This window comes from Microbacterium sp. ZW T5_45, from assembly GCF_044987415.1.
Classification (GTDB): Bacteria; Actinomycetota; Actinomycetes; order Actinomycetales; family Microbacteriaceae; genus Microbacterium.
In genome coordinates, this window is the sequence record NZ_JBJDRJ010000028.1 from 26,112 (window position 1) to 52,854 (window position 26,743).

20 protein-coding genes and 2 pseudogenes are annotated in these 26,743 nt (G+C 64.5%); 7 read left to right on the forward strand and 15 right to left on the reverse strand.

All coding sequences use genetic code 11. From position 1 onward, the window contains the following. Window position 1 precedes the first annotated feature (1 nt). Both ACI3KS_RS13980 and ACI3KS_RS13985 read right to left on the reverse strand, forming a co-directional pair. Complete coding sequence (locus tag ACI3KS_RS13980) at window positions 2-361, reverse strand: sulfate permease (protein WP_404919149.1); 360 nt, start codon at window positions 359-361, stop codon at window positions 2-4. A 156-nt stretch (window positions 362-517) separates the two neighbouring features. Continuing rightward, a pseudogene (locus tag ACI3KS_RS13985) lies at window positions 518-2,392 on the reverse strand (ATP-dependent RecD-like DNA helicase); the annotation flags it as partial. A gap of 53 nt (window positions 2,393-2,445) precedes the next feature. On the opposite strand from ACI3KS_RS13985, the gene ACI3KS_RS13990 reads away from it, so the two are divergent. After that, a complete protein-coding gene (locus ACI3KS_RS13990) occupies window positions 2,446-3,930 on the forward strand; it encodes a recombinase family protein (protein ID WP_404919150.1) in 1,485 nt (494 codons plus the stop codon). 368 nt (window positions 3,931-4,298) lie between these two features. On the opposite strand, the gene ACI3KS_RS13995 is transcribed toward ACI3KS_RS13990, so the two are convergent. From ACI3KS_RS13995 to ACI3KS_RS14015, 5 genes are all read right to left on the reverse strand, one after another. Next, window positions 4,299-5,006 carry an exopolyphosphatase gene (locus ACI3KS_RS13995; RefSeq protein ID WP_404919151.1) on the reverse strand — a complete coding sequence of 236 codons (708 nt, stop codon included), beginning with the start codon at window positions 5,004-5,006 and terminating at the stop codon, window positions 4,299-4,301. Window positions 5,007-5,219: 213 nt separating this feature from the next. After that, window positions 5,220-6,332: a YbhN family protein gene (locus tag ACI3KS_RS14000; protein WP_404919152.1), complete on the reverse strand. Its 1,113-nt coding sequence runs from the start codon at window positions 6,330-6,332 to the stop codon at window positions 5,220-5,222. After that, the gene (locus ACI3KS_RS14005) at window positions 6,332-7,135 is read right to left on the reverse strand and encodes a glycosyltransferase family 2 protein (protein ID WP_404919153.1); all 804 of its coding nucleotides are present in this window, start codon (window positions 7,133-7,135) and stop codon (window positions 6,332-6,334) included. The genes ACI3KS_RS14000 and ACI3KS_RS14005 overlap by 1 nt, the downstream gene beginning before the upstream one ends. Next, window positions 7,128-9,065, reverse strand: a complete 1,938-nt coding sequence (locus ACI3KS_RS14010) for an FtsX-like permease family protein (RefSeq protein ID WP_404919154.1) — start codon at window positions 9,063-9,065, stop codon at window positions 7,128-7,130. Before ACI3KS_RS14010 ends, ACI3KS_RS14005 begins: the two co-directional genes overlap by 8 nt. Then, window positions 9,062-9,784: an ABC transporter ATP-binding protein gene (locus tag ACI3KS_RS14015; RefSeq protein WP_404919155.1), complete on the reverse strand. Its 723-nt coding sequence runs from the start codon at window positions 9,782-9,784 to the stop codon at window positions 9,062-9,064. The genes ACI3KS_RS14010 and ACI3KS_RS14015 overlap by 4 nt, the downstream gene beginning before the upstream one ends. A gap of 192 nt (window positions 9,785-9,976) precedes the next feature. Between ACI3KS_RS14015 and ACI3KS_RS14020 the strand changes: the two genes are divergently transcribed. The 3 genes from ACI3KS_RS14020 (at window position 9,977) to mobF (ACI3KS_RS14030) (ending at window position 15,476) form a co-directional block, all read left to right on the forward strand. Next, the gene (locus ACI3KS_RS14020; RefSeq protein WP_404919156.1) at window positions 9,977-11,260 is read left to right on the forward strand and encodes a sensor histidine kinase; all 1,284 of its coding nucleotides are present in this window, start codon (window positions 9,977-9,979) and stop codon (window positions 11,258-11,260) included. Beyond that, window positions 11,241-11,903, forward strand: a complete 663-nt coding sequence (locus ACI3KS_RS14025; protein ID WP_404919157.1) for a response regulator — start codon at window positions 11,241-11,243, stop codon at window positions 11,901-11,903. The genes ACI3KS_RS14020 and ACI3KS_RS14025 overlap by 20 nt, the downstream gene beginning before the upstream one ends. Before the next feature lie 144 nt (window positions 11,904-12,047). Continuing rightward, window positions 12,048-15,476 carry a MobF family relaxase gene (mobF, locus tag ACI3KS_RS14030; protein ID WP_404919158.1) on the forward strand — a complete coding sequence of 1,143 codons (3,429 nt, stop codon included), beginning with the start codon at window positions 12,048-12,050 and terminating at the stop codon, window positions 15,474-15,476. A gap of 219 nt (window positions 15,477-15,695) precedes the next feature. Here mobF (ACI3KS_RS14030) and ACI3KS_RS14035 read toward each other — a convergent pair whose 3' ends face one another. From ACI3KS_RS14035 to ACI3KS_RS14065, 7 genes are all read right to left on the reverse strand, one after another. Then, window positions 15,696-16,994 carry a hypothetical protein gene (locus ACI3KS_RS14035; protein ID WP_404919159.1) on the reverse strand — a complete coding sequence of 433 codons (1,299 nt, stop codon included), beginning with the start codon at window positions 16,992-16,994 and terminating at the stop codon, window positions 15,696-15,698. 135 nt (window positions 16,995-17,129) lie between these two features. Beyond that, window positions 17,130-17,528 (reverse strand): hypothetical protein, encoded by a 399-nt coding sequence (locus ACI3KS_RS14040; RefSeq protein ID WP_404919160.1) that lies wholly within the window; start codon window positions 17,526-17,528, stop codon window positions 17,130-17,132. Window positions 17,529-17,622: 94 nt separating this feature from the next. Continuing rightward, window positions 17,623-18,072 (reverse strand): hypothetical protein, encoded by a 450-nt coding sequence (locus ACI3KS_RS14045; RefSeq protein ID WP_404919161.1) that lies wholly within the window; start codon window positions 18,070-18,072, stop codon window positions 17,623-17,625. A gap of 1,010 nt (window positions 18,073-19,082) precedes the next feature. Next, window positions 19,083-20,123 carry a hypothetical protein gene (locus ACI3KS_RS14050; RefSeq protein ID WP_404919162.1) on the reverse strand — a complete coding sequence of 347 codons (1,041 nt, stop codon included), beginning with the start codon at window positions 20,121-20,123 and terminating at the stop codon, window positions 19,083-19,085. A 20-nt stretch (window positions 20,124-20,143) separates the two neighbouring features. Next, window positions 20,144-20,749, reverse strand: coding sequence for an ABC transporter ATP-binding protein (locus ACI3KS_RS14055; RefSeq protein WP_404919163.1), 606 nt, complete (start codon window positions 20,747-20,749; stop codon window positions 20,144-20,146). An 11-nt stretch (window positions 20,750-20,760) separates the two neighbouring features. Continuing rightward, entirely contained in the window at window positions 20,761-21,804 is a 1,044-nt protein-coding gene (locus ACI3KS_RS14060) for a hypothetical protein (RefSeq protein WP_404919164.1), read from the reverse strand. Window positions 21,805-21,878: 74 nt separating this feature from the next. Next, entirely contained in the window at window positions 21,879-22,481 is a 603-nt protein-coding gene (locus ACI3KS_RS14065) for a TetR/AcrR family transcriptional regulator (RefSeq protein ID WP_404919165.1), read from the reverse strand. 81 nt (window positions 22,482-22,562) lie between these two features. Here ACI3KS_RS14065 and ACI3KS_RS14070 point away from each other — a divergent pair, with 81 nt between their 5' ends. The 3 genes from ACI3KS_RS14070 to ACI3KS_RS14080 are packed head-to-tail and all read left to right on the forward strand — an operon-like array spanning window position 22,563 to window position 25,032. Continuing rightward, on the forward strand, window positions 22,563-23,525 hold the full coding sequence (locus tag ACI3KS_RS14070) for an AvrD family protein (RefSeq protein ID WP_404919166.1): 963 nt from the start codon (window positions 22,563-22,565) through the stop codon (window positions 23,523-23,525). Then, window positions 23,522-24,178, forward strand: a complete 657-nt coding sequence (locus ACI3KS_RS14075) for a hypothetical protein (RefSeq protein ID WP_404919167.1) — start codon at window positions 23,522-23,524, stop codon at window positions 24,176-24,178. Before ACI3KS_RS14070 ends, ACI3KS_RS14075 begins: the two co-directional genes overlap by 4 nt. Further along, a complete protein-coding gene (locus ACI3KS_RS14080; RefSeq protein WP_404919168.1) occupies window positions 24,082-25,032 on the forward strand; it encodes an SDR family NAD(P)-dependent oxidoreductase in 951 nt (316 codons plus the stop codon). Before ACI3KS_RS14075 ends, ACI3KS_RS14080 begins: the two co-directional genes overlap by 97 nt. A 35-nt stretch (window positions 25,033-25,067) precedes the next feature. Here the strand turns inward: ACI3KS_RS14080 and mobF (ACI3KS_RS14085) are convergent. After that, a pseudogene (mobF, locus tag ACI3KS_RS14085) lies at window positions 25,068-26,621 on the reverse strand (MobF family relaxase); the annotation flags it as partial. Between the last annotated feature and the right edge of the window lie 122 nt (window positions 26,622-26,743).

The following is a 26,743-nucleotide window of genomic DNA, read 5'->3' on the forward strand; positions in this document are numbered from 1 at the left end:
GTCAGTAGGAGGTCTGGTCGCAGATCGATGGCTGACCGCTCCGAGCGGCGTCACGACGCGCAATGGCCTCTTCGATGAGGGCCCGCATGAGCAGGATCGTGGTGACAGGTCCGTTGAGGATGAGCTTGATCGAGTTCCACGAACACAACAGAACCACGAGGTTGAGCCAGCCGGCTCCGCCGTTCTCGATGGTGGTGACGCACCAGTGGGCGGCGAGCAGGTACGGGATCGCGAGGAGCATCGCTGGGATGCCCCAGCGCAGGCCGCGGCGGGTGCGGGTAGCGACGAGCAGGAGGTTGGTGGGCGCGTAGCTGAGGATGCTGTGGGCGCGTACGCTGGCCGCCCAGATGAGCCGGAACATGGGCATAGTCCTCTCAAGGGTTCGGCGACAAGAACCTGAAGGACCGCCCGCCGTTGCGGGATGGTCATACCGTCGCGGGCAGCGACAGCGCCAATATAGAGGCCGCCTCGTCATCCACTGTACGACGCGGCCCTGACATCGGGAAGGGCATGCGCGTCACAGCGAGCGGCGCACCGGCTCCCGTCCGGGCCGCCATTGCAGCTCCTCCCCCGGCCCTCGCGCGAGGTCGCGTGCCTGGTCGAGTGCGGCGCGGGCGCGGGCGGCGTCGATCTTCTGTACATCGTTCTCGGCCGGCGCCCCGAGCGGCGTCAGGTCCGCGATGCCGTAGCGGTCGCGGTAGGCGGCGACCGTGCGGGCCAGGCGACGCCAGGTCGCGGCGGCCTTGGTGTCCTTCGGCGGTGCGCCGAGCGCCTTCGTCCATCCCTGCTGTTCGGTGAGCGCGGTGTCGAGGAGGGCGGCGGCGCGGGTCTCGATGAGGTCGCGTCGTTCGGTGAGCGCCTGCCGGAGCTCGCTGCTCATGGTGCCGGTGGCTTCAGGGATGAGCCCGGCGATCAGGCGGGGTGCCTTGCGGGCGCGGCCGGACCCGGCGGGCCGAGCGGTTGCGCGGGCCACACGGTGGTGCAGAACGGCAGCGATGTCGTCGGCATCCGTGAATCCGCGCGCCCGCACGAGCCGCGGCAGCAGGGCCTCGATGTCGTGGTGGTTCGCCTCGGCGCGGCGAAGCTCGGCAGTCAATGCGCCGAACGCTGGGGAGCTGATCGCTACGTCCGCGTCGTCGTCGGTAAGTCCCGATGCGCGCACGAGGTTGGCCCATCTGTCGCGTTGGGCGGCGGCGGCGATCGTCTCGTATTCCGCGGCGAGTTGGCCGATGTTCGCCCAAGCATCCTGTTCGGCGGTGATGGTCTCGTGGGCGGAGAGCTCGGCGCCGACGTGCTGGAGCACCCCGAACAGCACGCTCCTCGCGGTGGCGTCGGTGTTGTCGCCGGGGTGCGGTCCCTGGTGGGATTCGTCGGGCTTGTCGATGGCGACGTAGGCGAGGTTCGCGTCCCGGCCGCGGGTGAGCGCGACGTAGAGGTTCTCCCGCGTCATGGATGGGTCGACCAGGACGTGCGAGGTGTCCACGGTGATGCCCTGCGCCCGGTAGGAGGTCACCGCGTAACCGAGGTCGAGGTGCTCGGCCGCGTAGACCGCCGGGAGCACGACCGACCCGCCCGTTCTGAGCCCGGCGCGGCGGAGGGTGACTGAGCCGTCGTCGCGGATATCGCTGACGGTCCAGCGGTCTCCGTTGCGGACCCAGGACCGGCCGGCACGCAGACGGCGGTCGTTGCGGCGGGTGATGACGGTATCCCCGGTCGCGGCGCGGGTGCCGTCGTGCAACTCGACCTCGCGGGTGCCGTGGACGGTGCCGTCGAGGATCAGGTCGGTGCGGGCGCGTTGGTTGAGCGCGAGGACGGATTCGTTGGAGTCGCTGACTAGCACGCTTGCGCGCCCCGCGAGCCGATCGGCTCGCCAAGCGGTGTAGGCGGCGTCGATCATCGTCTCTGTCTCCCCGCCGGCCACCCGGCCGTGCTCCATGTAGGTGTCGATGACCTCGGTGCGGCCATGCCGCAGGCCGAGGGAAGCGGTCTTCTCCCACGGGTTCGTGAACCTGTGGATGTCGACCAGCTCGGGCACGTCGTCCCGGTCGTGGACCAGAAGCGAGAACGTGCCGCCGGCGTCGACGGACTGGAGCTGTGCATAGTCCCCGACGAGCAGCACCTTCGCTCCTGCCTCGACTGCCAGCGCGCTGATCCGGTCCAGAGAGAGCGTGCCTGCGAGGGACGCTTCGTCCACGATCACGAGCTGACCCATACGGAACGACTGACCGGTGCGTTGATGAACCTCCCACCACTTCGTGGTGTTCTCCGTCGCGATCCCCAGGTCGTCAGCGAGAACCTGCGCGGCGACCGCAGACGGCGCAAGCCCGACCACGCTGCCGGGTCCGTGCTCGGCCTCCCACGCCCGCCGGAGCGCGGACATCGCCGTGGTCTTGTCGACGTGTCGGGTTTGACCGGCGTACCTACCAGGCAACAAGGGAGGTCGTCATGGACGGCACAACAGCAAACAACGGCGTGGAGCAGGTGGTGGTGTACCTGCGCATCTCCGAGGATCGTACCGGCGCGGAAGCCGGAGTCGAGCGGCAGCGCCAGGACTGTCTAGAGATGTGCGCGCGGCTCGGGATCAGTGATCCGGCGGTGTTCATGGATAACGACATCTCGGCCTACTCGGGCAAGAAGCGCCCCGGCTACCTGGAGTTGTTGGAGCGGGTGAAGCTCGGGCCGTCGCGGATCGTGGCGTGGCATGTGGATCGCCTCTACCGTCGCCCCCGCGAGCTGGAAGACCTCATCGACCTCGTGGAAACCCACCCGATCCGCATCGAGACCGTCAAGGGCGGAGCGTTCGACCTAAACACCCACGAAGGCAGGCTCATGGCCCGTCAGCTCGTCGCGATCGCCTCCTACGAATCCGGGCACAAGGCCGACCGGATCAGACGGGCGAATCAGCAGAAGGCCGAGCGCGGTGACTGGCATGGCGGCGCGAAGTATGGGTACGGCATCGGCGGTGTCCTAATCCCCGAAGAAGCAACAGTCATCCGTGAAATGGCCGACCGGTTCCTTGCAGGGCAGTCGGTCAGGCAGATCACGAGGTGGCTCAACCGCGACGACGGCCCGGTACCGCCGTCGAAGGGAAAGAGCCGGTTGAACGTGTGGCACGAGAGCACCGTCGGCTCAATCCTCTGCTCCGCACGTATCTCCGGCCAGCGCGCCTACGAACCGGCATCGAAGACGACAACGACGTGGGAACGACGCGACCGTGCGATCCTAGGGCCAGGGAACTGGGAAGCGATCATCACCCCCGAAGAGACAGCGCGTATCCGGGCGGTGTTCAACCATCCTGACCGACGCGTGGGCCGATCCTCGAAGAGCCTCCTCGCTGGGCTGATCATCTGCGGCAAGTGCGGCAACACACTCGTCTCCTCCGGGCTCCACCGGGGCGAGACATCCATCGGGAAGCGACGCTTCTACCGCTGCCTCCCTCTCCCCGGTCGCCCGGAGCGTGGCGGGCTTGTCGTGTCCGCGCACGGGATCGAAACGCTGGTGGGCGAGGCGATGATCACGCGGCTGGCCGCGACCACGCTGCCCACCACTGGGCCGGGTGAGGACGCGGGAGTGTCGGCGGCGATGGAGCAGATCACCGCCGCCCGCCAGCGGATGGAGGACATGGCCCGCGACTACGGCGCAGGCCTCCTCTCACGCACCGAACTGCACGCCGCGAAGACCGCCGCTACTGCGACAATCAGCAGTGCGGAACTCACCCTCGGTCGTAGCGCGAAGTCGTCGGCGTTGAAAGGCATCCCCATCGGCGACGAGGAAGCGTTGCGGACGGCGTGGGGTGAGGAGTGGTCGATCCCGCAGAAACGCGCGATCATCGCCGCACTGATCGACACCCTCATCGTCAAACCCGCACCCGTCAGCAAGCGCGGGGCAAGGTTCCGGCCCGAGCGCGTGGAACTCACCTTCAAAGCCTGACCCATAACGGCACGCGAGCGCCGCCGTCCCGATGAAGGACGGCGGCGCTCGCGCGTGCTGGCGGGGGTCAGTGTTCGGGGCGGGTAAGGACGCGGAGCTTGGCCAGCGTGACAGGATCGCTCACCCCGACCGGCACCCCGGAACGCTCACAGGCCTGGCGTGTCCACGCCACCACGTTGAAGCCCGGCGGCAGACCGCTCCGGCCCCGGCCCCGCCGCTCACGGGCCGAGGGGTTCATGGAAGTTCTGGGTGTGCTGGGGTCTGCTGTGGTCGCCTTCATAGCAGACAGGTACGCACCACAAAACACAACATGTAGCATTCATGATCGCATCGCTGCACTACATATAGTTCTTGGTCAGGTTCACGATTCAGGCATCGGTTCGGGGTTTGGCTGCCCAGATCGCCGCCAACAAGCCGGTGTCGCAGCGCAGCGGGTCGAGAGGTTCCCCGTCGAGCAGGCGCAGCAGAACGCCGTCGCCGACAGGTGTGCCCGCGTGCTTCTGGTCAGGGTTTCCGAGGACGATCCGCACCAGTGCTGTCCACGATCGTGGCGGTATGCCCAGCAGCTCAGGGGTCGCTCTGTCGCGACGCAGCACCTCGACCGCGCGAGCGCGCGACGGAAGATCGGCCAGCCGGTAGGCGACGTGCTCAACACACGCCGCAACGAGCGCGACATCCCAGCCCGTCGAGACGAACAATCCCACGGTGTCCGAGAGCGCCGTGGTGACCCTGGCGCGGTCACCGTTGTCGAAGTCGGCGTCTTCGTCGGAAGCAGGATCGACGGCGAAGGCTGGGTGATAGTCGGCTAGGTGCTCTCGCTCGGCGAACCGGATCGCGTCGTGGAACCCGGCGATCCGGGAGGTGTGGCGCACCTTGCTGGTCGAGGTCAGCATCCCCGCGGCCCGAGTCTCGGCGAGACAGGTGATCCGCACCGCGTGAGTGACCACCGCCCACGGGTTTCCCGCGTTCCGCGTTGACGGTGCGAGCATCACCTCGAACGCCACCGAAGCGACCGCCCAAGCATCGAGCCCGTACTTGCGCGCCAACCGCCGATACTTGACCGCCGTGAACTGCATCAGCTCGGCTGCTTCACGGTCACCCCGCCACGCGCCAGGCCCGGACTCGTGTAATCGGATCAACAGGATGCGTAGCCCTTCTGGACTCTCGAAACCGCTGCTGGTCGAGCCAGCCTGCCCCGCAGCATCGTCGCTGGCGGGTGAGGTATGTTCGTCCACGGTGACGCCTCCCAGAAGGGAGGTGCGCCACCGGAACCCAAATCAGCGCAATCATCAGGAGATGTACCTTCGGGCATTGCTTCCTAAGGCACGCGTTGACGTGGCGATGCTGTGTTGGTAGAAGGCCCAGCCGAACACGATGGTTCCGGCGAGAAGGATGGCGCGGGCGACGACGATTGCCGCGATCACTGTTGCATTAGGGAGCCCGCCCGCGACGAGGAGGCCGATGAGTACGAGTTCGTATGCTCCAAGGCCGTTGGGTGTGACGACAACGATGCTGGCGACGGTTGCTGCGCCGTATGCGACGAGGAGCAGTGCCGGGTCGGCGTAGAGGTCGAATGCCGCGAGGGCTATCCAGAAGAGTCCAGCGTCCGCTGCGTGGACGAGAAACGACCAAAGGAAGGGCGAAAGGAGCGCGCGAGGCTGAGCGAGGAGTTCCCGTAGTTCGACATGGAGCCCGTCGACGAAGCGGATGAGAGCGGCAGGTGCAACAAGCCGTGGTCTCCGCACCAGTTTTCCGAGTGAGTTGGTGAGGCACGCGACCAGCCCTGCAAAGCGATGCAGCGTTCTACGTCTGCGAATCAATATCACGGCACCGATCACCGACAGCACTGCGAGAACGCCGATCCCAGCCGCGGACCACACAATCGTGGCATTGCTCTGCCCGCTGAAGGTGAGCCAGAGGGTTGCTGCTGTGACGACCAGAGCGAAGGAGATGAAGGTGACTGCGAAGCGGGCGAACTGCGCCAAGGTTCCTTTGCTGGGCGAAACGCCAAGTGTGCTGAGTTTCCAACTCGTGTAAGTGATTCCGGCGGCTCCGCCGGAGGGCAGCATGTGATTGGCGAAGTTGAACTCCAGTGACATTCGCATCGCCGCGAGTGGGTGCATCCCGCGAAGCTCTCCCCGTGCTCGGAGGTAGGCGAAAAGTACTTCGCCGGTCACTGCAAAGCTCACAAGCTGCGCAGGGAGCAGGAGCATCAGCACCCATGGGTTCGCGTCACGAATGCTCTGGAACGCTTCGATCATGGTGGGCCATGCCGCCCAGATGATCACGGCGACGACAAGTGCCGTGATCGTGCTGACCCAGAAACGTGGAGACTTGTGCCAGGGCGCATGCTCGGGGCGGTCGCCTTCACCGATCGTCGAGATATCTGTGGGCTCACGCATCAGCGGTTCCGCGTCGTTCCCGAGGGAGCCTCCGAATCGGAGCGGCTGTGGCGAGGCCAACGTTTCGTGTTCCCGAACTGGTGTCGGGCGAGAGTGATGCTGTCTGTCGCGTAGTAGTGGGCGAGTTTCTTGCGGTCTATTGACCGGAACAGTCTTGCTTTGACGAGCATTCGGGAGGAGTAGCGGAGGCGGTGACCGGACTTGAGAAGAGCGATTGTCACGTCTACGTCTTCGCTGACCTGTTCGTCTCCCATCGTGACGAGGTGTCGCGCCGACAGCCAGGCTTCGCGGCGAATCGCGCTGTTGAAGCCGTAGAGCATCGGGGCCACTCCGATGCTGCGTTGGTGCCAGAAGCGGAACCCGCGGTACCACCAGGAGCCCCAGAAGTGGTTGCCGGGTGAGAGCTCAGCGATTGCTGCACTGCCGCTTTGTCCGTGTAGTCCGGGCTCGGTGAAGTCCTGTCGAATGCAGGCGATCCAGTGGGTATGCACGATCGTGTCGGCGTCGATCCTCGCGATGACATCACCCTGTGCCGCGTCGAAGCCTGCTTGTCGGGCATAGGTGATGCCTTGTCTGGACTCCGTGATGATTCGAATCTTGGGGAACTGAGCCGCGAGACGGACGGTGTCGTCAGTGCTGCCGTTGTCCACGAGGATGATCTCGTCGGGTAGGTCAGTCTGGTCAGCGAGCGCCTGTAGGCAGCGGGTGATGATCCGTTCCTCGTTGAATGCGGGAATGACGACGGAGATGGTCGGGACTTGTGCGGCCACTAGGGTGGCCTGCGCATCGTCGGGTTCAGGCATCGCTGGTGAGTTTTCTCGTGGCGATAAGGGCGCTGACGAACACGGTGCTGAGGAATAGCGCGGACATTGCTCCGAAGGTGAGTGCGATTTCGCCCCATGGGATCGCTGCTATGGCGGTGGCGACGGCGTCTCCCGCCCCGGAGAGGTAGCGCCAGGCGATGAACGCGAATGCTGCGGTGAGGAGCACTGCGCTCGTTGTGAGGAGTACGGCGGCTTCGGAGAGCAGCGTGGTGATGATTCGGGGCCGGGAGATTCCGAGCAGGTTCAGCATCCGGTACTCGGAGCGACGGTTGAGAGTCGATGCGGCAAGTCCTTGGATCATCGCGACGATCGCGAGTGCATAGACGGTGCCGAAGAGTGCGATGTTTCCGGAGCTTGCGCTGGATTGTCGCTGTTCGACGCGGGTCTGCACGAACTCTGCTTTCGTGAGCATCGGCGCGGTCTCAGAGAGTGCATCAGCGACGGTGCCGCTCTGTCCGGGGACTGTGGTGAGGAACACCCGAAGGTCCCAGACTTGGGGGTTGAGTGTTTCCAGCACGTTCCAGTCCACCAGGAGGTCGGTGTAGATCCGTGAGGAGATCACCGCCCCTACCTCGAGCTGCACGGTCTGCCCGCCCGGCGCTTCCACTTCGATGAGGTCTCCGACCTCGTCTGTTTCCCGGGTCGAGACGATGCGGTTTCCGCCCACGTCGGCAAAGGACCCCGAGGTGGGTTCGCCGACGAACATGTCGGTATAGCTTGTGAGGTCGACGAAGTTGAAGACCGTGAGGAACGTGCCGTCGGGTCGCCCCACCTCTATGAGGCGGGTGGTCGACGCGGAACGCATGACGCCCGTCACTCCGTCCTCTTCTGCAGCGTCGTCTGCGACGGTATCGGCTTGCTCGGTGGTCTCGGGGAGAGCGACCAGGTCTGCGGTGATCTGAGTGTCGTAGTCGGCTTGCATGGTTGCCTGGTCGGGTCCGGACCCGATGGAGAAGCCGCCCATCACCCCGACGAGGATCAGCACCGGCAGCACGTTCGACGCGAATCGTCGCGCGTCCCGGTTCGCCCGCTGCGCGACGAGCACACCAGAGCCGCGAATGATCGGCCGGAGAATCCACGAGATCGCCCGCGCGACGGCAGGGACGACAAGAGGTGCGAGCGCTCCCAGCGGAAACACGATGAGGAGCGGGACGAGCAGCGAGGCCACTGGGTTCTCGCTACCCGTGTCGGGCATGAAGAGCAGGAAAAGGGCGAGTCCCGCGACCGACAATGCCGCAACAGCGATGCGCATGACACCCATGCGTCGCGCCGCCTGCCCGGTGGTGTTCCCGTCGAGCGCTTCCAGCACATTCGCCGTCTGACGACCACGCAGGCTGAACCACGCGGCGATGATCGAGCACAGGATCATCCCGGCAGCGACCGCGAGGAGCGTTACGACCGGGAATCCCAGATTCACGTGCAAGGACTGCCCGAAGACCCCGATGTTCTGCAACAGGAGGTAGAACGGGTGGGCGAAGAGCTGCCCGAGCAGGACCGCCAGAATCACGACGATGGCGGAGAAGATCAGGGCTTCGAGCGCGATCATTCCTCTGATGCGGAGCACGCTCGCCCCGGCGAGCCGCATCTGACCGAGTTCACGACGTCGAAGCGCGAGCATGTTGCGAAAACCGAGGAACACCAGCACCAACGCGACCGCGACCGTGGTGAAGCACATCACCTGGAGGATGCCGCGCGAGGCGGTCAGACTGGATCGCACGACCCTCGCATCGAACTCCGAGAACTGCGACCAATCGACCGCCGCTCCCGACGCGAGGCCGGTATAGAGCACCATTTCTGCGGTCGCGATGACCGTCGCGACGCCCAGGAGCACCGCCGCCCCAACGTATGCGGAGAGGTGATGCCTCACGAAGGCGACGGACACCGGGAGCTGCCGGGCAGTGCTGCTCATCGTGTCGAGCTTTCGAGCGTGGTCATCCGGTCGCTGACCGTGCGCGCTGTCGGGCCATCCATCGTGTCGATGAGACGCCCGTCAACGAGGAACAGCACCTTGTCCGCGTACGCGGCGACCTGGGGGTCGTGCGTGACCATGACGACCGTGGAACCGACCTCTCGGAACTTTCGGAACTGGTCCATGACCTGGAACCCGCTTTTGCGGTCAAGCGCCCCCGTAGGTTCGTCCGCGAAGATCACCCGCCTGGTCTGCGCGAGAGCGCGAGCGATCGACACCCGCTGCTGCTGTCCACCTGAAAGCTCCGTTGGATACGACTTCGCCTTCTCGCGAAGACCAACGTTGCCCAGCGCCTCCATCGCAGCATCGACCGTCACGCTCTGCCCACCGAAGAGCGACGGCAGGGTGACGTTCTGGATCGCGGTGAGCGCTTCGAGGAGGTTGAAGTGCTGAAACACGAAACCGAAGTCGTCGCGGCGAAGACGGTCAAGTTCCTTCGGTTTCGCGGAAGTCACGTCGATGCCGCCGAACAGAGCTGAGCCCTGGCTCGCACGGATGAGCCCCGCGAGGCAGTACAACAGCGTGGACTTCCCGGACCCCGAAGGCCCCATGATCGCGGTGAACGAACCGTCCTCGAAGGAATGGTCGATACCGTCCAACGCGACCGTCTCGACATGACCGTTCGAGAAGACGTGTCCAAGACCCTGAGCTACGAGCATGCTGTCCCTTTCCAGAAAGACACGCACACCCCGTGACAGAAGATCGTGAACACTGGCGGGGATGCGCCACTTCAATCCAACGATCAGCGCTGACGACGCGCGAGAGAGCGGGCACTCCTCTTCGAGGTGTAGCCAGCTATACCTTTTCCGGTTCTCCGCCGCTTTCGGAGGTGGTCTCCGTAGGCTTGAACCATGGAGAACGCGAGAATCTGGGCAGCGCTGACGCGCTCACCCTGGCGTTTCCTCTCCAGCAGATGGCCTTGGGTGTCACTGGTCTACCTTGTGTTCAGCGCGCTCCTCGGAGTGCTGCTGATTCCGGTCGTCGTCCTCGGCTTTCTCATCCTGCCCCTCAGCGGCCTCGTTATCGGTGCCATCGAGCGGAGGCGAAACCGGCTGCTCGGCTTTGCCGCTCTTGACTCGCCACACGCGGTTGTGGGCGAGGACGAGCGCCCCCATTGGCTGAGCATCCGCCTCACCGAGGCCTCGACCTGGCGAGAGACAGCCGCACTACTCGTTGACCTCGTGCTCGGGATCATCGCACTGACCGTGCTGTTCTTCGAGGGCGTGGCCCTCGTCGCTCTCGGCATGATCGCCTACGCAGGTCTCACCGGCCCCACCCGCACCCAGTTCTTCGGTGACGCAGAAGGAACGATGACGCCAGGAAACTGGTGGCCGATCATCCCTCTCACCCTCGCGCTGCTCTGCCTCCTCGGGTATCTGAATACGATCCTCGCGGCCGCTCAAGCCTCTCTGAACAGCGTGCTCTGCGCCCCACGGCAGCGTGATATCGACCGGCGCGTCGAAAGGCTCACGCGCTCGCGCGCCGCCCTGGTGGAATCCTTCGAAGTCGAGCGCCGTCGCATCGAACGGGACCTCCACGACGGGGTCCAGCAAGAACTCATCGCGCTGGGTGCCCGACTCGGCATGATCAGCTACGAGATCGAGGAGCTGACAGCAAGCAACCCGCAACTGCGCCCGCTGCTCGCATCTGTCGACTCCGCGCAAGGCCAAGCCGAACACGCCATGGCGACGCTTCGTAACACGGTCCGCGGCATCCACCCTTCTGTCCTCACCGATCACGGTTTGAGCACCGCGCTCCAAGAACTCGCCGAACGGACACCGCTGACCGTGCGCCTGCACCGGGACGATGCCACCGTGCGCTACCCGGCGGCCGTCGAGACCAACGCTTACTACTTCGTCAGCGAAGCCCTCAACAACGCCGTCAAACATGCAAACGCCACGACCGTCGAGATACGCGAGCACACGGACCAGGGCGTACTCACCATCACCGTGACCGACAACGGACACGGCGGAGCAAATGAAACGAACGGGCTCGGGATCGCAGGGCTTCGAGACCGTGCGGAGACGTTGAACGGAACGCTCTCGCTCGACAGCCCGGAGGGTGGGCCGACACAGATTCAGATGAGCCTCCCGTACACCGTCGAAGGAGACGCTCATGCGTATTCTCATCGCTGAAGATTCCACACTCCTACGCGAAGCCCTCACCGCTCTCGTGGAAAGACTCGGACACACCGTCATCGCCACCGCACAAAGTGCGATCGAACTCGAAACCGAGTACGCACGCCTGAACGATGCAGATGCCTTGCCCGACCTCATCATCACCGACGTGCGAATGCCGCCGACGAACACGAGCGACGGGCTCCTCGCGGCACTCAAGATACGAGCCGAGCACCCCCGCCAGCCGATCATCGTGCTCTCTCAATACCTTGCCGACACCAACGCCAGAAAACTCCTCACCCTCCCCGAGGGAGCCGTCGGGTATCTCCTCAAAGACCGCGTCAACCGCGTCCGAGACTTCGCACGCTCGCTCGACAACGTCGCAGCCGGAGGCACAATCATCGACCCCGAGGTCGTCCAGCACCTCCTCGCCACCGCCGGCAACGGCCCCCTCGACTCCCTCACACCACGAGAACACGAAGTCCTCAGGCTCATGGCGGACGGACACTCCAACAGCGTGATCGCCAGCAAACTGGTACTCAGCGACCCCGCCGTCAGCAAACACATCGGCAACATCTTCCAGAAACTCAATCTCGACCCCGTCGACGAAAACCGACGCGTCAAAGCCGTCCTCACCTACCTCAACGCATCACGATCCTGATAGACCCCGCACACCCTACTCGGCCTCACTACCTCATCGCCGACCTCCAACACAGTTATGGACGTATGCCACGGCGGGGCCGTGGAGCACACCTACCTTGCGAGACCACTCGCGAGGAAGGCGGCGACCGGGATGAAAGGCGGCGTGATCCTGTACCGCGGTGCGGGCACCGCCGCGCGCCGATACCTCGAAACAGACCGGTCCACCGCCGACGACTACTACCTCGAGGCCAGAACCGCCCTCGCCGAGTTCACCGCCACCGACGCCACCGGCGAAGTGATCGACGCGCGGACACTCGATCCGGAGCAGTACGCGGCTTGGGTGGACTGGATCGACCCCGTGTCGGGGACGTCGATGGGGACCCCGCGTGCCGCGGGTGAGGGGTCGCGGGGATCGCCGAGGTTTGCGGAGATGGTGATCAATGCCCCGAAGTCCCTGTCTATCGCCGCCGCGCTCCACACCGACGTGTCCGACGCCCTCGACATCACGCAGCGGGATGCGGCAGCGGAGATCCGCCGGTGGTTGGCCCGCAACTCGGTCACCCGTGTCGGCCCGAGGGACGCCCGCGAGATCATCCCGGTGGAGCAGTTGCAGACCGTCGCCGTCACACACAAGACGTCGCGTGCCGGTGACCCGCACCGGCATATCCATTTCCAGATCAGCACGCGCGTGGTTGCGGCCGGGAAGTGGCGTGCGCTCGACACTGCTGCATTGTTCAAGCAGCAGGGAGCGATCCGTGCGCTTGGGACCGCGGTGATCGCTGCACACCCGCAACTCGCACGGGTACTGGATGCGCACGGGCTCACGCTCGATCCGGTGTCGGGTGAGGTGGTGGAGTTGCAGCGGTCCAACCATGTGTTGTCGAAGCGTGCACGGCAGGTGGAACGCAACCTCGACCGCCTCGAAAACGATTGGGAACAAGCACACCCCGGCGAAACCCCTGGGCCGGTCGTGCAAGCGCGGTTGTTGCACAAGGCATGGGCGCTGCAACGGCCGAGCAAGAAGCCGAGCTCGTTGGGGTCGGAGGTCGGGTGGCGGGCCGAACTCGAAGACGCCGGATACAACCCCGCGCACCTCACAAAGGCCACCCGAAGCCCGATCGTGGGGTTGGACGACCTATCGATCCAGGAGGTCGCCTCCCGCGCGCTGGACCGGTGCGCGGCAGGTGCGTCGGCGTGGACGGTGCACACGATCCGGGAGCACGTCACCCGTATCACCACTGAGCATGGCGTGACTGCAACACCCGAGGAAGTGCGGGAGTTCGTGCAGCTCGCGACCGACCTTGCACAAGCGGACTGCTTCTCCGTCCTGCCCGAGCATGCTGCACGCCCCGACCACGTCGCACACCTCACCAGCCTGCACGTCATCGAAGCCGAGACCCGACTGCGCGACCTACTCACCGACGCAACACCCGAGCAGGAGCCACAGCCCCCGGATGTTGCAGCACTCCCATCCGCGTCCAGTCTCGATCCGGATCAGGTGCAGGCTGCCGCGGCGATCGCATCGACCGACCCGCTCGTGATCGTGGAAGGGGCAGCCGGGTCAGGCAAGACCACGATGCTGCGCCCCGCCATCACCGCCACCCAGGAAGCGGCCAGGCGGATGCGGGTGGTAGCGCCGACGAAGAAGGCCGCACACGTCGCCGGAGAAGCCCTCGGCATCCCCGCCGATTCTGTTGCCGCGCTCGTGCACGCGCACGGGTTCCGGTGGAACCGCGACGGCGTCTGGACCCGCCTCACCCCCGGCCAGACCGATCCCGAGACGGGACGCGCCTACACAGGCCCGCCCGGTGCCGCACGTCTTGAGGCCGGTGAGCGTGTCGTGGTCGACGAGGCAGGGATGCTCGACCAAGACACCGCCATCGCCCTCCTCACCGTCACCACCCAAGCAGGGGCAACCGTCGCGCTCATCGGGGACCGGGCGCAACTCCCCGCAGTCGGACGTGGTGGTGTCCTCGACATCGCCGCACAAATCCGCGGCACCACGATCGATATGACCGGACTGCACCGATTTAAGGACGCCGCCTACGCGGACCTCACCCTCCACCTGCGCGACGGCACCGACCCCGGGCGCGTGTTCGATAAGTTGCAGGAGATGGGGCTCGTGCGGCTCCATCATGATGAGGAAGCGCTCCGCGAGCACATCGCCTCTAACACCGCGGTCGGCGATGCGATCACGACGTCGACGAACGATGACGCGAACGAACTCAATGCCCGCATCCAGGCAGAGCGGCTCGACCGTGGCGAGATCGACCACACCCGCACCGTGACCGGCAGCGACGGGCTCGACATCGGAGTTGGAGACGTCATCCAAGCCCGCAAGAACGACAGCGCAATCGGAATAGCGAACCGGCAGACGTTCACCGTCCAACACTTCACTGATGACGGGATGGTGTTCGCGGTCGAGAACGGCGACAACCGGAAACGGCGACAGACGGTGCGACTGCCTGCCGAGTATGTCACCGAGCACGCCCACCTCGCCTACGCATCCACCGCGTACGGCGTCCAAGGCGTCACCGTCGCCAGGTCGCACACGGTACTAGACGAGTCGATCAACGCCGCCGGCCTCTACGTCGGCCTCACCCGCGGAACCCACCACAACACCCTCCACCTCATCGCCGAAAACGACCAGGAGGCACGGGAACAGTTCGTCACCGCGATGAGTCGCGACCGCTCAGACCGCGGACTCGACGCCGCAACCCCGGACGCATACGACGCCGTGCGCGGGTCGGTGAAGAACGGACCGGTCGCATTCGTCAACGCCGAACGCACCCGCCTGCGCGACGCGATCCGCAACGCCGAACAGCACGCCCACGCCTGGGATCAGGCGATCACCGCCCTCGGCGAGCTGCGACAACGGCACGAGGCGGAGCGCGAAGAACTCGACAAGAGCGTCATCACGGCCGAGCAAGCCGCCGCAGACATCCGTAGCGAGGTGGTGCAGTCACTACTCGCGGACGCAACGGCGGACGCAGGCCGCTGTCAACACGCCGTGACCGAGACGCGCATAGCCCTCCGCACCCACGACGAGGCCGGATGGCTCCGTAAGCGCTCCACGGCCCGCCAGCTCGAAGGCGCGCAACAACGTCAACGCGATATCGAGAACAATGTGCGGGTGATGTGGGGTTCCTTGCCCACTGAGCGGCCAGACGCCACCCGTGCTTGGGACGAGGCCGTTGCCGACAGGCGCGCCGCGGCCGATCCCCGGGTCGTGGACGCCGAGCAGGTCGCGGCCGAGGCCCGGACCTTTGCGAGCAAGACCGTGCGCCGTCACGTCGATCAGCGCATGCGCGCCCATGCGCACTTCTTCACACAGATCGAAGACCCCCGCACGCAGCCCCACGGTGGCCCCGAGAGTCGACGCGACCGCTGGCACGCCCACTCCGCCCATCTCCAGGAGCAGCTCAACGAGATCGAGGCCGTCCCGCCCGAGCAGGCTGCACGGCTCATCCGAGTCCGCCAGGAGGACGCACAACGACAGGCCCAGCACGCGAGAGAACGAGCGGACCGCCTCGGCACCCCTGAGCACACGAGCCCCTACCGGAGCGAACTGGACCACGGCCTCCACCGATAACTCCCGCCAACGCTGTTTCAGACGTGCGAGAGTTGATCTTCGTAGCGTGCCGAACACGATGGGATACGGTGCGACCCCGGAATCACCGCCGTCGCGTCCGCTAGGCATCTCGAGCCGGATACGCCCTCCGCATGGAGAGCAGTAGTACCCCGCGGCGGCCACTGGCACACCGACCCGACGGTGTCGGGTCGCGCGCGATGGCTCGACCCGACACTGCGTTCACGGGATGTACGACAGCCCCCAGTTACCGCCAGTCGCGATTCCGGTTACCACGGGGGCGAAGAGTGCGACAGGACTGCAACTGCGGCTCGCGGTCCCAGGCTCGCCGGTGCATGTGGAGGAGCCTCCAACAATGCCGCTGATCACGCCTGATGCCATCGCTTTGCCACTGACCATCTGGTAGACCGGTCCCCCAGAGTCACCGTTTCCGGCTGCCTCTACTGAGTCTCGCTGGCTGGTCCAGCTAAGACCGCCGTAGCACTGACCGATCGCGTAACAAATGAGAAGGCCTTGGAACAGCACTTCGTTCCGGCAGACGTTGCCCGAGGGTGCGCCGGTGTAGCAGACGTCTGTGCCGACGGCCGGATAGTTGCCACCACGGATGAACTCGCCTGTGTTGACGTCGTTGTGCGCTCCCGTGAAGATCGCGGGGACCATCTTGTTCAGGTTGCCGCCCGTCCACAGGGCGGCGTCCGGGTTGATGTTCAGTGGGTCGAGTTCGCCCTGAAAGTCACCGAGGCTTCGTGCCGTTCCGGTGCCTGAGGTGTGGCCGTAGTACCAGTTGGTTCCTGGCTTTCCGCGGCCGCAGTGCTCTGCGGACAGCATGCCGCGCTGGCCGGTCGTCAAGTGACCGATGGCGAATCCGGTCGAGCACGCAAAGAACGTTCCGGAGGTTGTTCCAGGGGTGCTCATTGACGCGCCGCCGAACCAAAAGTCATCAAGATAGCTGTGGTTGCGTCGGGCTTCCTGCACCTCAGGTGCTTCCTCTACGACGAGGGGAACCTCGCTCGCGAGTACGTCGGCAAGGGTGTCGGCGCGCATGAGGTTGGCCGAGTTGTCGCCCTCTACACCGACGGTGATGTAGCTTCCATCCTTCTCGGGTATCGCGGTCACGACTCGGTCACCATTCGGTAGCGCACCGCCGTCCGCGACGATCTTTGCCAGCACATCGTCGATCTGTGTTCGTGAGTGCTTGGCGGGGATCAGATCTACTTTCTCGTTGGGAAAGTAGCGTTCGAGCAGGGGTCCCCACGCCTCGTCTCCGTGCGCCGTGTAGATGTGAAGCGACTCGCTCTCCTGGTCCCATTCGTACGTGTTGACGAGACTTCCGTGGCCCGCGAGTTCAAGCGCCCAAACGCCGTCGGACATGGATTCAGGCATCTGCCCTTGGATATCCTGTCCGTCCTTGACCTCCATGCCTACCGGAAGCGGCCCGTCATAGGGGATCAGCCCCGCTTCATCGGCGGGCGATGTCGCAGCCGTAGCCGGTGTTGCGATTGATGAGGCGATTAGAGCCACGATCGTGGCGCTAATTAGTGCGCCCCGCCTGATTGATTTGAATGACACAATCTCTCCTTGTTCGAACGGTGCCGACCATGGCCGGTTCAAGAATGCAGGTCCAGAATGGTCAGCGGTACTACTCAGATCGGGCGGTCAAAGTTCAACAGAGACGCCGTAGCCGAGATCGATGGTGACTGGCGCCCCCGGGGAAACAGGAGCAGGTACTCGATACATCGCGGGCCCGATATCCGCCGAGCAGAAGAAGCCGCCGGTGCTCTCCAACGTGACTTCGAACACGCGTTCCCCAGTCTCGCGGATATCGCGTGGCTCGTTCGGGCAGGAAGTGCTTCCGAAGGTGAGAAACAGCCATGATTCGCCGTCCTCAGACCAAACGACCGTGGGTTCCATTTCTGGGCTTGCTACGCCTTCAAGCTCTGGGGGCGCTTTGTCCAGGCGTTCCGCACCGCTACCGGAACACCCCGAGAGGGCGAGAACAAGCATCGGTGCAAGTGCTAATGCTGCACGCTTCGTGCGGTGACTCTTACGCTTCATGAGGCCACCCTCGCAGAAGATACTCTTCCGATGAAGGTAGCGATGCGTGACTGTGCACCATGCGTGTGCCTTTCGCCGAATCGCCTCACCATGGCTAGTACTGGACGGTGACTGCGGGAAGCTCTGGAAAGAGCTTGAACGCTTCGTCGATGAGGCACTTCTCGGCGGCGGAACGCTGTTTGCCTGAATCGTTGCTCGGGTCCCCAACAAGATCTGCTACTCGAACAGCATCCTCAGGTGTGGTGAAACCGGCATCCTCGAGGCACTCCCGAGCAGCTTTGAGAAGGAGCGGGTCGGTGTGCTGTTCGTGAGTCGCTCCATACGCCAGGACCACTGGCGTCCATTGGCTCGTGCAGAGTTCAAGAGCCTTGGAGATTTGAGCGTCGCTGGTGAAGGTCGTGTCCGGGAACTCCCATTCGAGCGTCACATTGTCCACCGGGCTGAGAACTGGTTCGGGCAGAACGATCCCTTCTTCGCGATAACACTCCTGGTATCTGCGCGCTGCCGCTCGATATTCGTCCTCGGTCAGCTCACCGTCATCCATCGCTTCCGCGTTGGCTTCCGATCCCGCACTACGCGCTTCCTGCGCGGAATTGAGGACGATAGCGCGAGGGTCGGTTGCTCCGCTGGAACACCCCGTAAGGAGTATGGCGACTGCGCAGGCTGCCGCCATACTCCCGAACCACTTATGCCGCATGCTTACTGAACTCGATTCAGGAGCGGACCAGGACGGTCTTCCACAGGTGGGTACCGCCCACCGCGCTCGACAGCGTCCCTCGCGTGCTACTGCAGAACGATGCCGTTGTAGTGCAACCGGTCGCGACCTGAGCGTTGGACGAGTTGCGCCAGCTCGCAGTGACTGCCCCCTTGTCCACCCACGCCCAACAACTCGATCCGTCGTTGCTCACAGAGACGTACATCCGCCCGGAGGAAGGATAGTTCGGGGCACTCGACCCGGAGAACCCTCCCCAGCACCCGTCCGGGGATCCACCTGAAACCGAGGACCATGCCATCGCCGGCGCTGCCGACAGTACGATCCCCGCGACTGCCAACGCGGCGACCGCCAGCGATCCCGCCACTCTGGTACGCATCTTGCTCTTCATCGACCCTGCTCCCATTCTGGATAGTATCAGGCGTTACGCAACGATTCGGAACGCTCTACGCCACAGGCCAGCTGAAAGTTGGCTGTGGGGGAACCCTCCGCGAGAACCGCGATTTCGCGCCGAATTCAACACGCGTCGATCGCTCGCAGCAGCCAAATTACGTTACAAACTCGGCGCTAAGTAAGACAGCGGACACGCGTGCATGGGGGCGCGCCGAGGACGCCCCCATGGCGTGCGCCTGGTCCGCGGCCGCGTCGGCGATCGGACCACCACGGGGCGGTTATGTGGCTCATCGCACGACACGCACCACCGAGATGGCAGTTGAGGAGGTTTGGCTCGCTCGGATGAGTTCAGCGGTGAACTCCACGCCGCTGTCATTGCGCGGGCAGACTCGCGATTTCTCCGGGCCAGGTCACCGGACACGGCCAGTCTCGCGTCCCGGTTTCACTGGCTACTCGCCCTTCAGCCAGGATAGGGGGTCTCTGCGCCAGAAGATGAAGAGACCTAGGAGTGGGACGATGAGCAGGAGAACGGCGACACGCAGGTAGTCTCCTGCCGCTTCCGTGACGACCAGGCCGTTCGCGAGGTTGGCATACTGGGTGAAAATCCCGACTAGACCGCCGATCGCGAAAGGTAGCCAGGCGGTGACGGCGGCTTCGGTGATCAACATGGAGATGAATCCGCACTTAGGAACACCAACCAGTTGGTACAGCGCGAAGTCTGCGCGTCGACCGAACTGGCCGAAGAGGATCATGAGCGTGATGATGGATGCCGAAGCAAACGGTATCCATTGGGAAAGCCGGTGCTGCAGTTGCTCGTCGACACTGCGTCCGACTCCAGTGTCGCTGAACAGCGGTGAGACCGCTGAATCTCCTGGGTATTCGCTCAGCAGATAGTTTTCGGCTGCACTTCTCGCTCCAACCTCAGCTTCAACCAGACACTCGCCGGTCATACCACTCGCCGTGGAGGCCACGACGACGCTCTGATTCGCGCCTGCCATACGAGAGGTTGACGGCAGCAACTGTGCATCGTCAATATTCATGGACGCGTTCTGAGATGCCATCGCTCGCAGTTGGAAGGACGATTCTGATCGGAGACCGTAGAGCGTGGACACTTCAGATCCGATGCCGACGCTGGGGGCCATGTCGAGGCCCCAGACGATCCGGATGTAGCCCGGCGTGGCCCTCACTGAACTCACACTTGATCCAGGGAAAGCCTCGATCGCAGCCGACTCTTGACTGAGGACCGAACCAGCGTCGTGTATGCCTTCGATATGACGCAGCGCCTCGCACTCCTGGACCGGCATCGGCTCGGAAACCTGCACGCGCCACACATCAAGGCCGCGGTCGATCATGATCTCGTGCTGCGCGACGATCTCGCCGACCTGTGAGGCGGTAGCGGCGACGGAAAGGTAGCCGGACAAGGCAGCCACAAGAAACGTGACGGTGCTCACGAGCGCGTAACTGCGCACGTTTCGAAGCGCCTCGCGCAAGTACCAGCCTTGCCGGGACGTCACTTTCCAGACACCTCTGCAATTCGTCCGTCAACGAGATGGAGCTGTCTATCACACCGCTCTGCGACGAACTCATCATGCGTCGCAAGGATGACAGCGGCACCGTTAGCGGCGGCAACTCTTAAGGACTCTGTGACGATCTCTCGACTCGCAGGATCCAGTGAGGCCGTTGGCTCATCTGCGAGCAGGATCGGCGTCGCTGCGGTCATGGCCCTCGCGATTGCTACTCTTTGCTTCTCCCCGCCAGATAGTTTGAACGCGGCTGTCCCTGCGAGTGCCTTGATTCCCACAAGAGAGAGGGCGTCGAGGGCGCGGCTGGTGGTCTCCGCGTCCGGGCGTCCTCGGGCGGCAGCGGACAAGCATGCGTTGTCGAGGACTGTCCGGCGTGCGAGAAGCGGTGTCGACTGCACAAGCCACTCGATATCGGGACGTTCGAAGCCGTGGTAGTACACAACACCACCCTGCGGACGAACGCGGCCCGCGATGACCCCAAGCAACGTAGATTTGCCGGAGCCGGATGGACCCAGAACCGCAGATGTTCGGCCCGCGGGAAACGTCTCACTGAGGGCGTCTAGAACTGTCCGCTGCCCGAACGTGACCGTCACCGCGTCAAGCTCTATTCGCATGAGACAGCAACACTTGTCGGGAAGATGGCGACGTCGTCCGCGTCTTCGAGATCGCCCGACACCACGACGCGCCCGTCCGCGGTGCCGATCACGCTCACGGAAACCGGACGGGTTCCTTCCTCCGCCTTCAGCCTCACGCATGTGGCCCCGTCACGGTCGACGATCACTCCGGGAACGGGTATCACCCATTGGCCGGGAACTGCCTCTGTTCGAAGGACTGCCGGGATGCTCTGGGTTCCGTCCGTGACCAGTGCAGCGAGCGCGCTCAGCGAATCGGGACTCACTCTTTGAAGATCCTCAGCAAGAGTCAGAGTTTCTCCACCTGCGATTAGTTGCTCGCCCTCAGCCGCGAGGGCGGTGGGTTCCATTGGGGGCGCCGCCTCGTCTTCGTCAGCCTCGTCGTTGCTGGGAGGGGCGCTCTCAAGAAGAACGGCTTCCGCGAGGGAGGATTTCATCGTCACTACCTCGTCGCCGGGCGAGGGAGCCGGTGCACCGATCGTCAAATCAATCTTGTGGACTGTTCCTGGGGAAGGAAGAAAGACGACCCAAGAGGGGTCGAAGGCGGTGACGGTGTCACTCCCGGGAACCCCGATGTCGTTCGCATATGCGCGTACACCCATCAACGTGTCCCATCCGAACCTCTCACCTCCGGTGGCGTGATAGCCATGAGCACTCAGGAAAGTATTTAGCATGCTGACGTCGGCACCAGTGTCGTCTGAACTCAGTGCCCTGTTGAAAGGGAACGGGGTGGTTGCGGCTTTGCGCACCACCCCATCAATTCTCGCGATGGCGCTGCCGTCGGCGATTTCGCCTCCGCTCCCGACTAGGACCTCCTGCACGATCCCCGTCCAGCCGGGAGCAACAAGGATACTGCTCGCACTCCACCGAAGTCCCAATGCGACGGGTCGCGTGGCGGAGTCGGTCGCCGCCTCAATGGTCACATACACCGGGCGCGGTGGTTCGACCGACGTTGATGCCGTACGCATGGAGAGGAGCAAGAACAGCGCAAGCGGCGCGATGAGCCAGACAAGCATGCCAACGACGCTCAACGCCCCGAGCCACCTTGAACTACTCACGTTCCGCCGTGCTTTGTGCATCGTTATCCCATTCAGACGTGGGCCGCGGTTCTTGCCCGGGTCACCGTCATGACCGTTTCGACGGTGTATCGGGCAAGCCTGTCGTCTAGGGGCGCGTTGACGGGCATAAGCGATCTGGACAGAATCGGGCCAAGCAGGAGGTCGCAGATATTGTCAACATCGATGTTGCCGCCGTCGATCTCGCCGCGTGCGCTCGCTGCAGCGAGGATTCGAGCAATGTTCGCTCGACGCGGACCCACGAACTCCGTGTCGCACAGGGCACTCAGTTCCGTATCCGTGCGTGCGGCCTCCAGCAGCCCGGAAAGGTTCTTTCGCAACAAGGGGCTGGCGAACATCGCAATCTCCTCGCGCTGCGCAATGAGGAGATCGTCGTAAAGTGAGCCGGTATCGGTAGGCGTGCCGGTACCGAAGCGGTTCTTGATGACTTCCAACGCGAGGTGCGCCACGCTCGGAAACCGCCTATAGAACGTCGGTCGGGTCGAGCCAACCTCGGCGGCGATCCCGTCGACGGTGAGCGCAGAGAAGCCCCCATCAGCCATGATCCTCTCCGCAGCCTGAACCAGCGCTTCGGTTATCCCACCAGCGAGTGGCCGACCAACCTTGTTACCTGGCATCCCGTAACCCTACCAACCCCATCGCCTGTAATCACTGTGAAGTGTCAACCCATCATACGCGCGGTTCTGTAATGTAATGGCATGACACTCAGCGCGGAACCACAGGAGCACCCGGCCGCGGGAACGCGATCGATCGAGGACCTGCTCGGGCCCTCCGAGGAGCGCTACTTCGCAGCCGGATACCGCGGAGTCCAGTACGCGCTGGAGGCAGCTCGCGTGGGGTCATCGCATCTGACGAAGGGAGTCGGTCGGGTTGCGTATCCGCTCCACTGGTCAGCAGGTCGTAACGGCACCCCCGCAACACCTCATCTGAGTTCCGTTGACGCGGTCGTTCTTTCACTGCAGTTAGCTGAGATTGCTTCACCCTCCGTGAGCACTTTGTCGCTCGAAGACCTCCGAGTGGGAGCGATTGAGTTGCGCGCCGGAGCGCGGCCATGGCTTGCCGTCGATGCGGTGCCAATAACACTCGCCGTCGAGCCACACGCCGAATCGTGTTCCCTCATCGGGAATGTCGGCAACATGCGCGTACGGATCGAGCTAGTGCGGGCGGTGCCGTCACCCCGGTCCGTCCAGCTACCACCTCCCACGGCCAACGAGACGGTGTATGGCGGACTGTTCCAGTCCGCAAACGCACAGTCTCTGATCCAAAGCCTGGACACGAATCTCGGCATTCTTCGCGGAACGCACACCATCGAGGTTACGTCTCCGCGCACCCCTGCCGACGGCGTGGAGGCGCTCCTGTGGCCGTCCCCTACCGTCATCGACTACCTCGTCACGATGGGCCAGCTCACTCAGGCGCTCGTATACTCATCAGCCGGGACAACGCGCTCGGAGGCCGGTTCTTTGTGGATGCGCACGATGAACATCCGCATCCAGGGACACCCTCGACCGTTCCCTGTCCGGTTCGATACCACGACCACGATCCTCCACGACCGGGTGCTTGACCGCGGCGGCAATAGGATCCACGACGTGCTCGTCGAGTCCTCCGCGACCTCCGGAGTCACCGCACGGTCCACGCTCGCATACGAGGAGTCTCACGCATGACACCAGCAACCGAGGACTCGTACGAATCGGGCGACAACTCTGTTCTCATAAGCCGAGACGGGGCACGGGCCGCGATCTTGAGAGCGGCAGGGGACCGACTCGCGCGGGAACCATTCTCGTCGGTGACGCTCGACCTGATCGCAGGCGATGCACGGCTCCCGTCCACGGATGTGAGGGGCATGTTCCGCGACATGTACGAAGTCGGATCTGCTGTGCTCGATCATGAACGGGCCAGCATGCACGTCGTTCAAGAACGCTCTTCGGGCGGCACAGATAACCCGCTGGAACGGCTGGCGCTCGCGTTCCGGCTCGTTGGAGAGAATCTCGCGAACGATATCGTGGTGAGGGCCGGTGTCCGTATCGCCGCCGAATCCCGCGACTACTTCCCCGAACGACGACTGGACCCCTTCCACACCTGGGAGACATTCGTCGCCGCCCATCTCACACAGGCATACGACCGGGGCCTGCTCCGCACCGACCTGAACCTCTCCTCAACCACATGGATCCTGGTCGCCGCCGGCATGGGCACTAAGGACCTCCTCGCCTTCCACGGCGCATGGTCAGACGCAGCGGAACGACTGGAATCGACGGCCCGACACATCCTCACTCTCATCAGCATCCCAGCAGCGCCCGCGGCGGGGACTGGGCCTTGACCGAGAGCGGAAGGCGCTTCGCGATCGTCACCGGTGCCTCTGGCGGAATCGGACGCGCAACCGCGCTGAGACTCAGCGAAGACGGGTACGACATCATCGCTCACTACCGGACCAGACAGGAGGCAGCCGAAACACTCCGAGAACAGATCACCGCGAAAGGCGGAATCTGCTGGCTCGTCCGCGCAGACCTCGCCCGCGAGAGCGACATCCGCACCCTCGTCGATGAGGTGACCGAGATCGTTTCGTCCCGCCGCGATCGGGCTCTCTCCGTACTGGTGAACAACGCAGCGCTCCTTCTCGGCCCTTCATTCGCCGAAGCGTCGCTCGATGACTTCGACAGCTACTTCGCCGTCAACACCCGAGCCCCGTTCTTTCTCACCCAAGCGCTGGCCCCACTGATGCACGCCGGGGGCAGCATCGTCAACATCTCCTCCGCCGGAGCGCACTTCTCCAGCCCGGGAGACATCGTCTACGCGATGAGCAAGGCCGCGGTCGAGTCCTTTACGAAGAACGCCGCGCAAGCCCTCGCCGAACATGGCATCCGCATCAACGCAGTCGTACCAGGATTCACCGAGAACGGACACCCCGCCTTCAACAACACAGACGTCCGCGCCTACATGGGCAGCCACTCCGTCCTCGGCGACGTCTCCGCCCCCGAAACCGTCGCCGAAGCCGTCGCGTTCCTCGCATCCAACCGCGCGAACCGCACCACAGGAACCATCCTCGACGTCAGCGGCGGAAGCACCCTCGGCGCCCGCCTCCGAACCGGAAGCTCGCTATCACTCCGGAAGATGCAGGATGCCAGCCTTCACACCCCAACATCACCTAACTCAAACGCGCCTGTCCCTCGCTGATCCGGCATCCGCCACAAGTGGCGTCAATCTCGACATGTGGTATTCCCCGCACCGGCCGGCCCGACCAGGACATCGACGAAGCGGCCCGACACGGCGATCGACACCAACGCGACGGCTTGATCGTCGCCGAGCACTCGCCCTTCCCGGTCGGGCCCGGCGGCGATCCGCTCCACCATCGCCAACGGCACGGTCGGGCTCGTCGTCGTGCGAGCGCGCTCGAGGAGGCGGTCTTCGGCTGCCAGCAGGAGTTCGGAGGAGAACACCGTCGAGTGCTTCGGCCGGAACACCGAAGTGCCATCCGGCCGGCGGAACGCCACCGGGCTCGTCGCGAGCTCGGGCGGGGTGAGCCGCAGCGACGCGGCCTCGGCGGCATCCACGACCAGGCCGACGACCGCTTCCCGGTCTGTGGTGGAGGCGAACCGGTAACCCATCGTCTGCCGGGCCGCCTCGGCGGTGAGATTCCACCGACGCCAGGTGGAGCGCTTCTCGCCCACCACCTCCACGACCGACTGGCCATGGGACGCGATCACGTCCAAGGGGATGTCGTCGGCGCGAAGCAGTAGCGGTGCGTCGTTCGCTGCGACTATCCGCGCCCATGAGGTCGCATCCGTGCCGAGGATACGGCCGGCGCGGTGCCGCCATTCGGCGGTCAGGTCAGCCAGCGACCGGACCTGCTTCTCTGGGCGGGTGGTGAGGGTGGCTTGGGCTCGGAGCTTGATGATCGTTGCAGTCGAGGGCTGACGGCCGTGCTTGTCGACGTACTCGGCGATGAGCCGGTTCTTCTCTGCGTCGATGTGTCGGGAGCGTGAGGAGAACTCGGCGACCAGTTCTTCCGGCACGCTGGCGACCGCCCACGCCGGATTGCGGTCCCGGCCCATCTCGCGGGATTCCCACTCGACGCCAAAGGTACGGGTCAGGTGATCTGCGAATACCGCCTCATGGAGCTCGGAGAGCGCGACTGTCGCGGCGTGCATGGGTCGGCCGTCGAGGGAGCGCCACTTGCCGTCCAGGATGGTCTGCACCTTGTTGCTGATGACGACGTGCGTGTGCAGATGCGGGTCGCCAGCGCGGGAGTCGTAGTGGTCGAACGCCGTGGCGACCAGACCCCGCACGTCGACCTGCGCAACGGCTCCATTGCGGGCGGTTGCGCCGGTGCGGGTGGCTGCAACCTCCCGTTCCATGAACGCAACCACCTCCGCAACCGCGCTGTGGTGCGCGTCCGCGATCAACGCCTGTGTGCCCGCATCGGCGACTGCCCAGAGTATGGAGGCGGACTTCGGGATCGAGAACGTGAAGTCGTACCCGGCGACGGCGCGCCGCGTCCCCCGCCCCGCTTCTTCGGCTTCGATCTGCGCGACCGCCTCGGCACGCGAGGCCGGCCCGAGGCCGGGATCGAGCGCCGCGGTGCGCTCCTCGATGCGCTCCGACACGGTCTTGTACGCGGGATACGCCAGTCCGAGCGGGTCGCCGGTGACAGGGTGCCGGCCCATCCCGACAAGAAGCTGGAGCTGGGATTCGGAGACCTGATCGCCTTCCACGATCACCCCGCCCAGCGCTGCGACGCCCGCGCCGAGCCAGCGACCCTGAAGCGCCCCAGGTTTGATGCCGCATCCTTTTGAGTTGGAAGGATGTATGTCATGCCGAAGAAGATCGATCCCGCGCTGCGTGAGCGCGCTGTCCGGCTGGTGCGCGAGCATCGTTCGGAGTATCC

Bases quoted from the DNA above. Each gene is read 5' to 3' on its own strand.
- ACI3KS_RS13980 (WP_404919149.1), bottom strand. From the start codon at position 361: ATGTTCCGGCTCATCTGGGCGGCCAGCGTACGCGCCCACAGCATCCTC.
- ACI3KS_RS13990 (WP_404919150.1), top strand. From the start codon at position 2,446: ATGGACGGCACAACAGCAAACAACGGCGTGGAGCAGGTGGTGGTGTAC.
- ACI3KS_RS13995 (WP_404919151.1), bottom strand. From the start codon at position 5,006: ATGCAGTTCACGGCGGTCAAGTATCGGCGGTTGGCGCGCAAGTACGGG.
- ACI3KS_RS14000 (WP_404919152.1), bottom strand. From the start codon at position 6,332: ATGCGTGAGCCCACAGATATCTCGACGATCGGTGAAGGCGACCGCCCC.
- ACI3KS_RS14005 (WP_404919153.1), bottom strand. From the start codon at position 7,135: ATGCCTGAACCCGACGATGCGCAGGCCACCCTAGTGGCCGCACAAGTC.
- ACI3KS_RS14010 (WP_404919154.1), bottom strand. From the start codon at position 9,065: ATGAGCAGCACTGCCCGGCAGCTCCCGGTGTCCGTCGCCTTCGTGAGG.
- ACI3KS_RS14015 (WP_404919155.1), bottom strand. From the start codon at position 9,784: ATGCTCGTAGCTCAGGGTCTTGGACACGTCTTCTCGAACGGTCATGTC.
- ACI3KS_RS14020 (WP_404919156.1), top strand. From the start codon at position 9,977: ATGGAGAACGCGAGAATCTGGGCAGCGCTGACGCGCTCACCCTGGCGT.
- ACI3KS_RS14025 (WP_404919157.1), top strand. From the start codon at position 11,241: ATGCGTATTCTCATCGCTGAAGATTCCACACTCCTACGCGAAGCCCTC.
- ACI3KS_RS14040 (WP_404919160.1), bottom strand. From the start codon at position 17,528: ATGAAGCGTAAGAGTCACCGCACGAAGCGTGCAGCATTAGCACTTGCA.
- ACI3KS_RS14045 (WP_404919161.1), bottom strand. From the start codon at position 18,072: ATGGATGACGGTGAGCTGACCGAGGACGAATATCGAGCGGCAGCGCGC.
- ACI3KS_RS14060 (WP_404919164.1), bottom strand. From the start codon at position 21,804: ATGCTTGTCTGGCTCATCGCGCCGCTTGCGCTGTTCTTGCTCCTCTCC.
- ACI3KS_RS14065 (WP_404919165.1), bottom strand. From the start codon at position 22,481: ATGCCAGGTAACAAGGTTGGTCGGCCACTCGCTGGTGGGATAACCGAA.
- ACI3KS_RS14070 (WP_404919166.1), top strand. From the start codon at position 22,563: ATGACACTCAGCGCGGAACCACAGGAGCACCCGGCCGCGGGAACGCGA.
- ACI3KS_RS14075 (WP_404919167.1), top strand. From the start codon at position 23,522: ATGACACCAGCAACCGAGGACTCGTACGAATCGGGCGACAACTCTGTT.
- ACI3KS_RS14080 (WP_404919168.1), top strand. From the start codon at position 24,082: ATGGTCAGACGCAGCGGAACGACTGGAATCGACGGCCCGACACATCCT.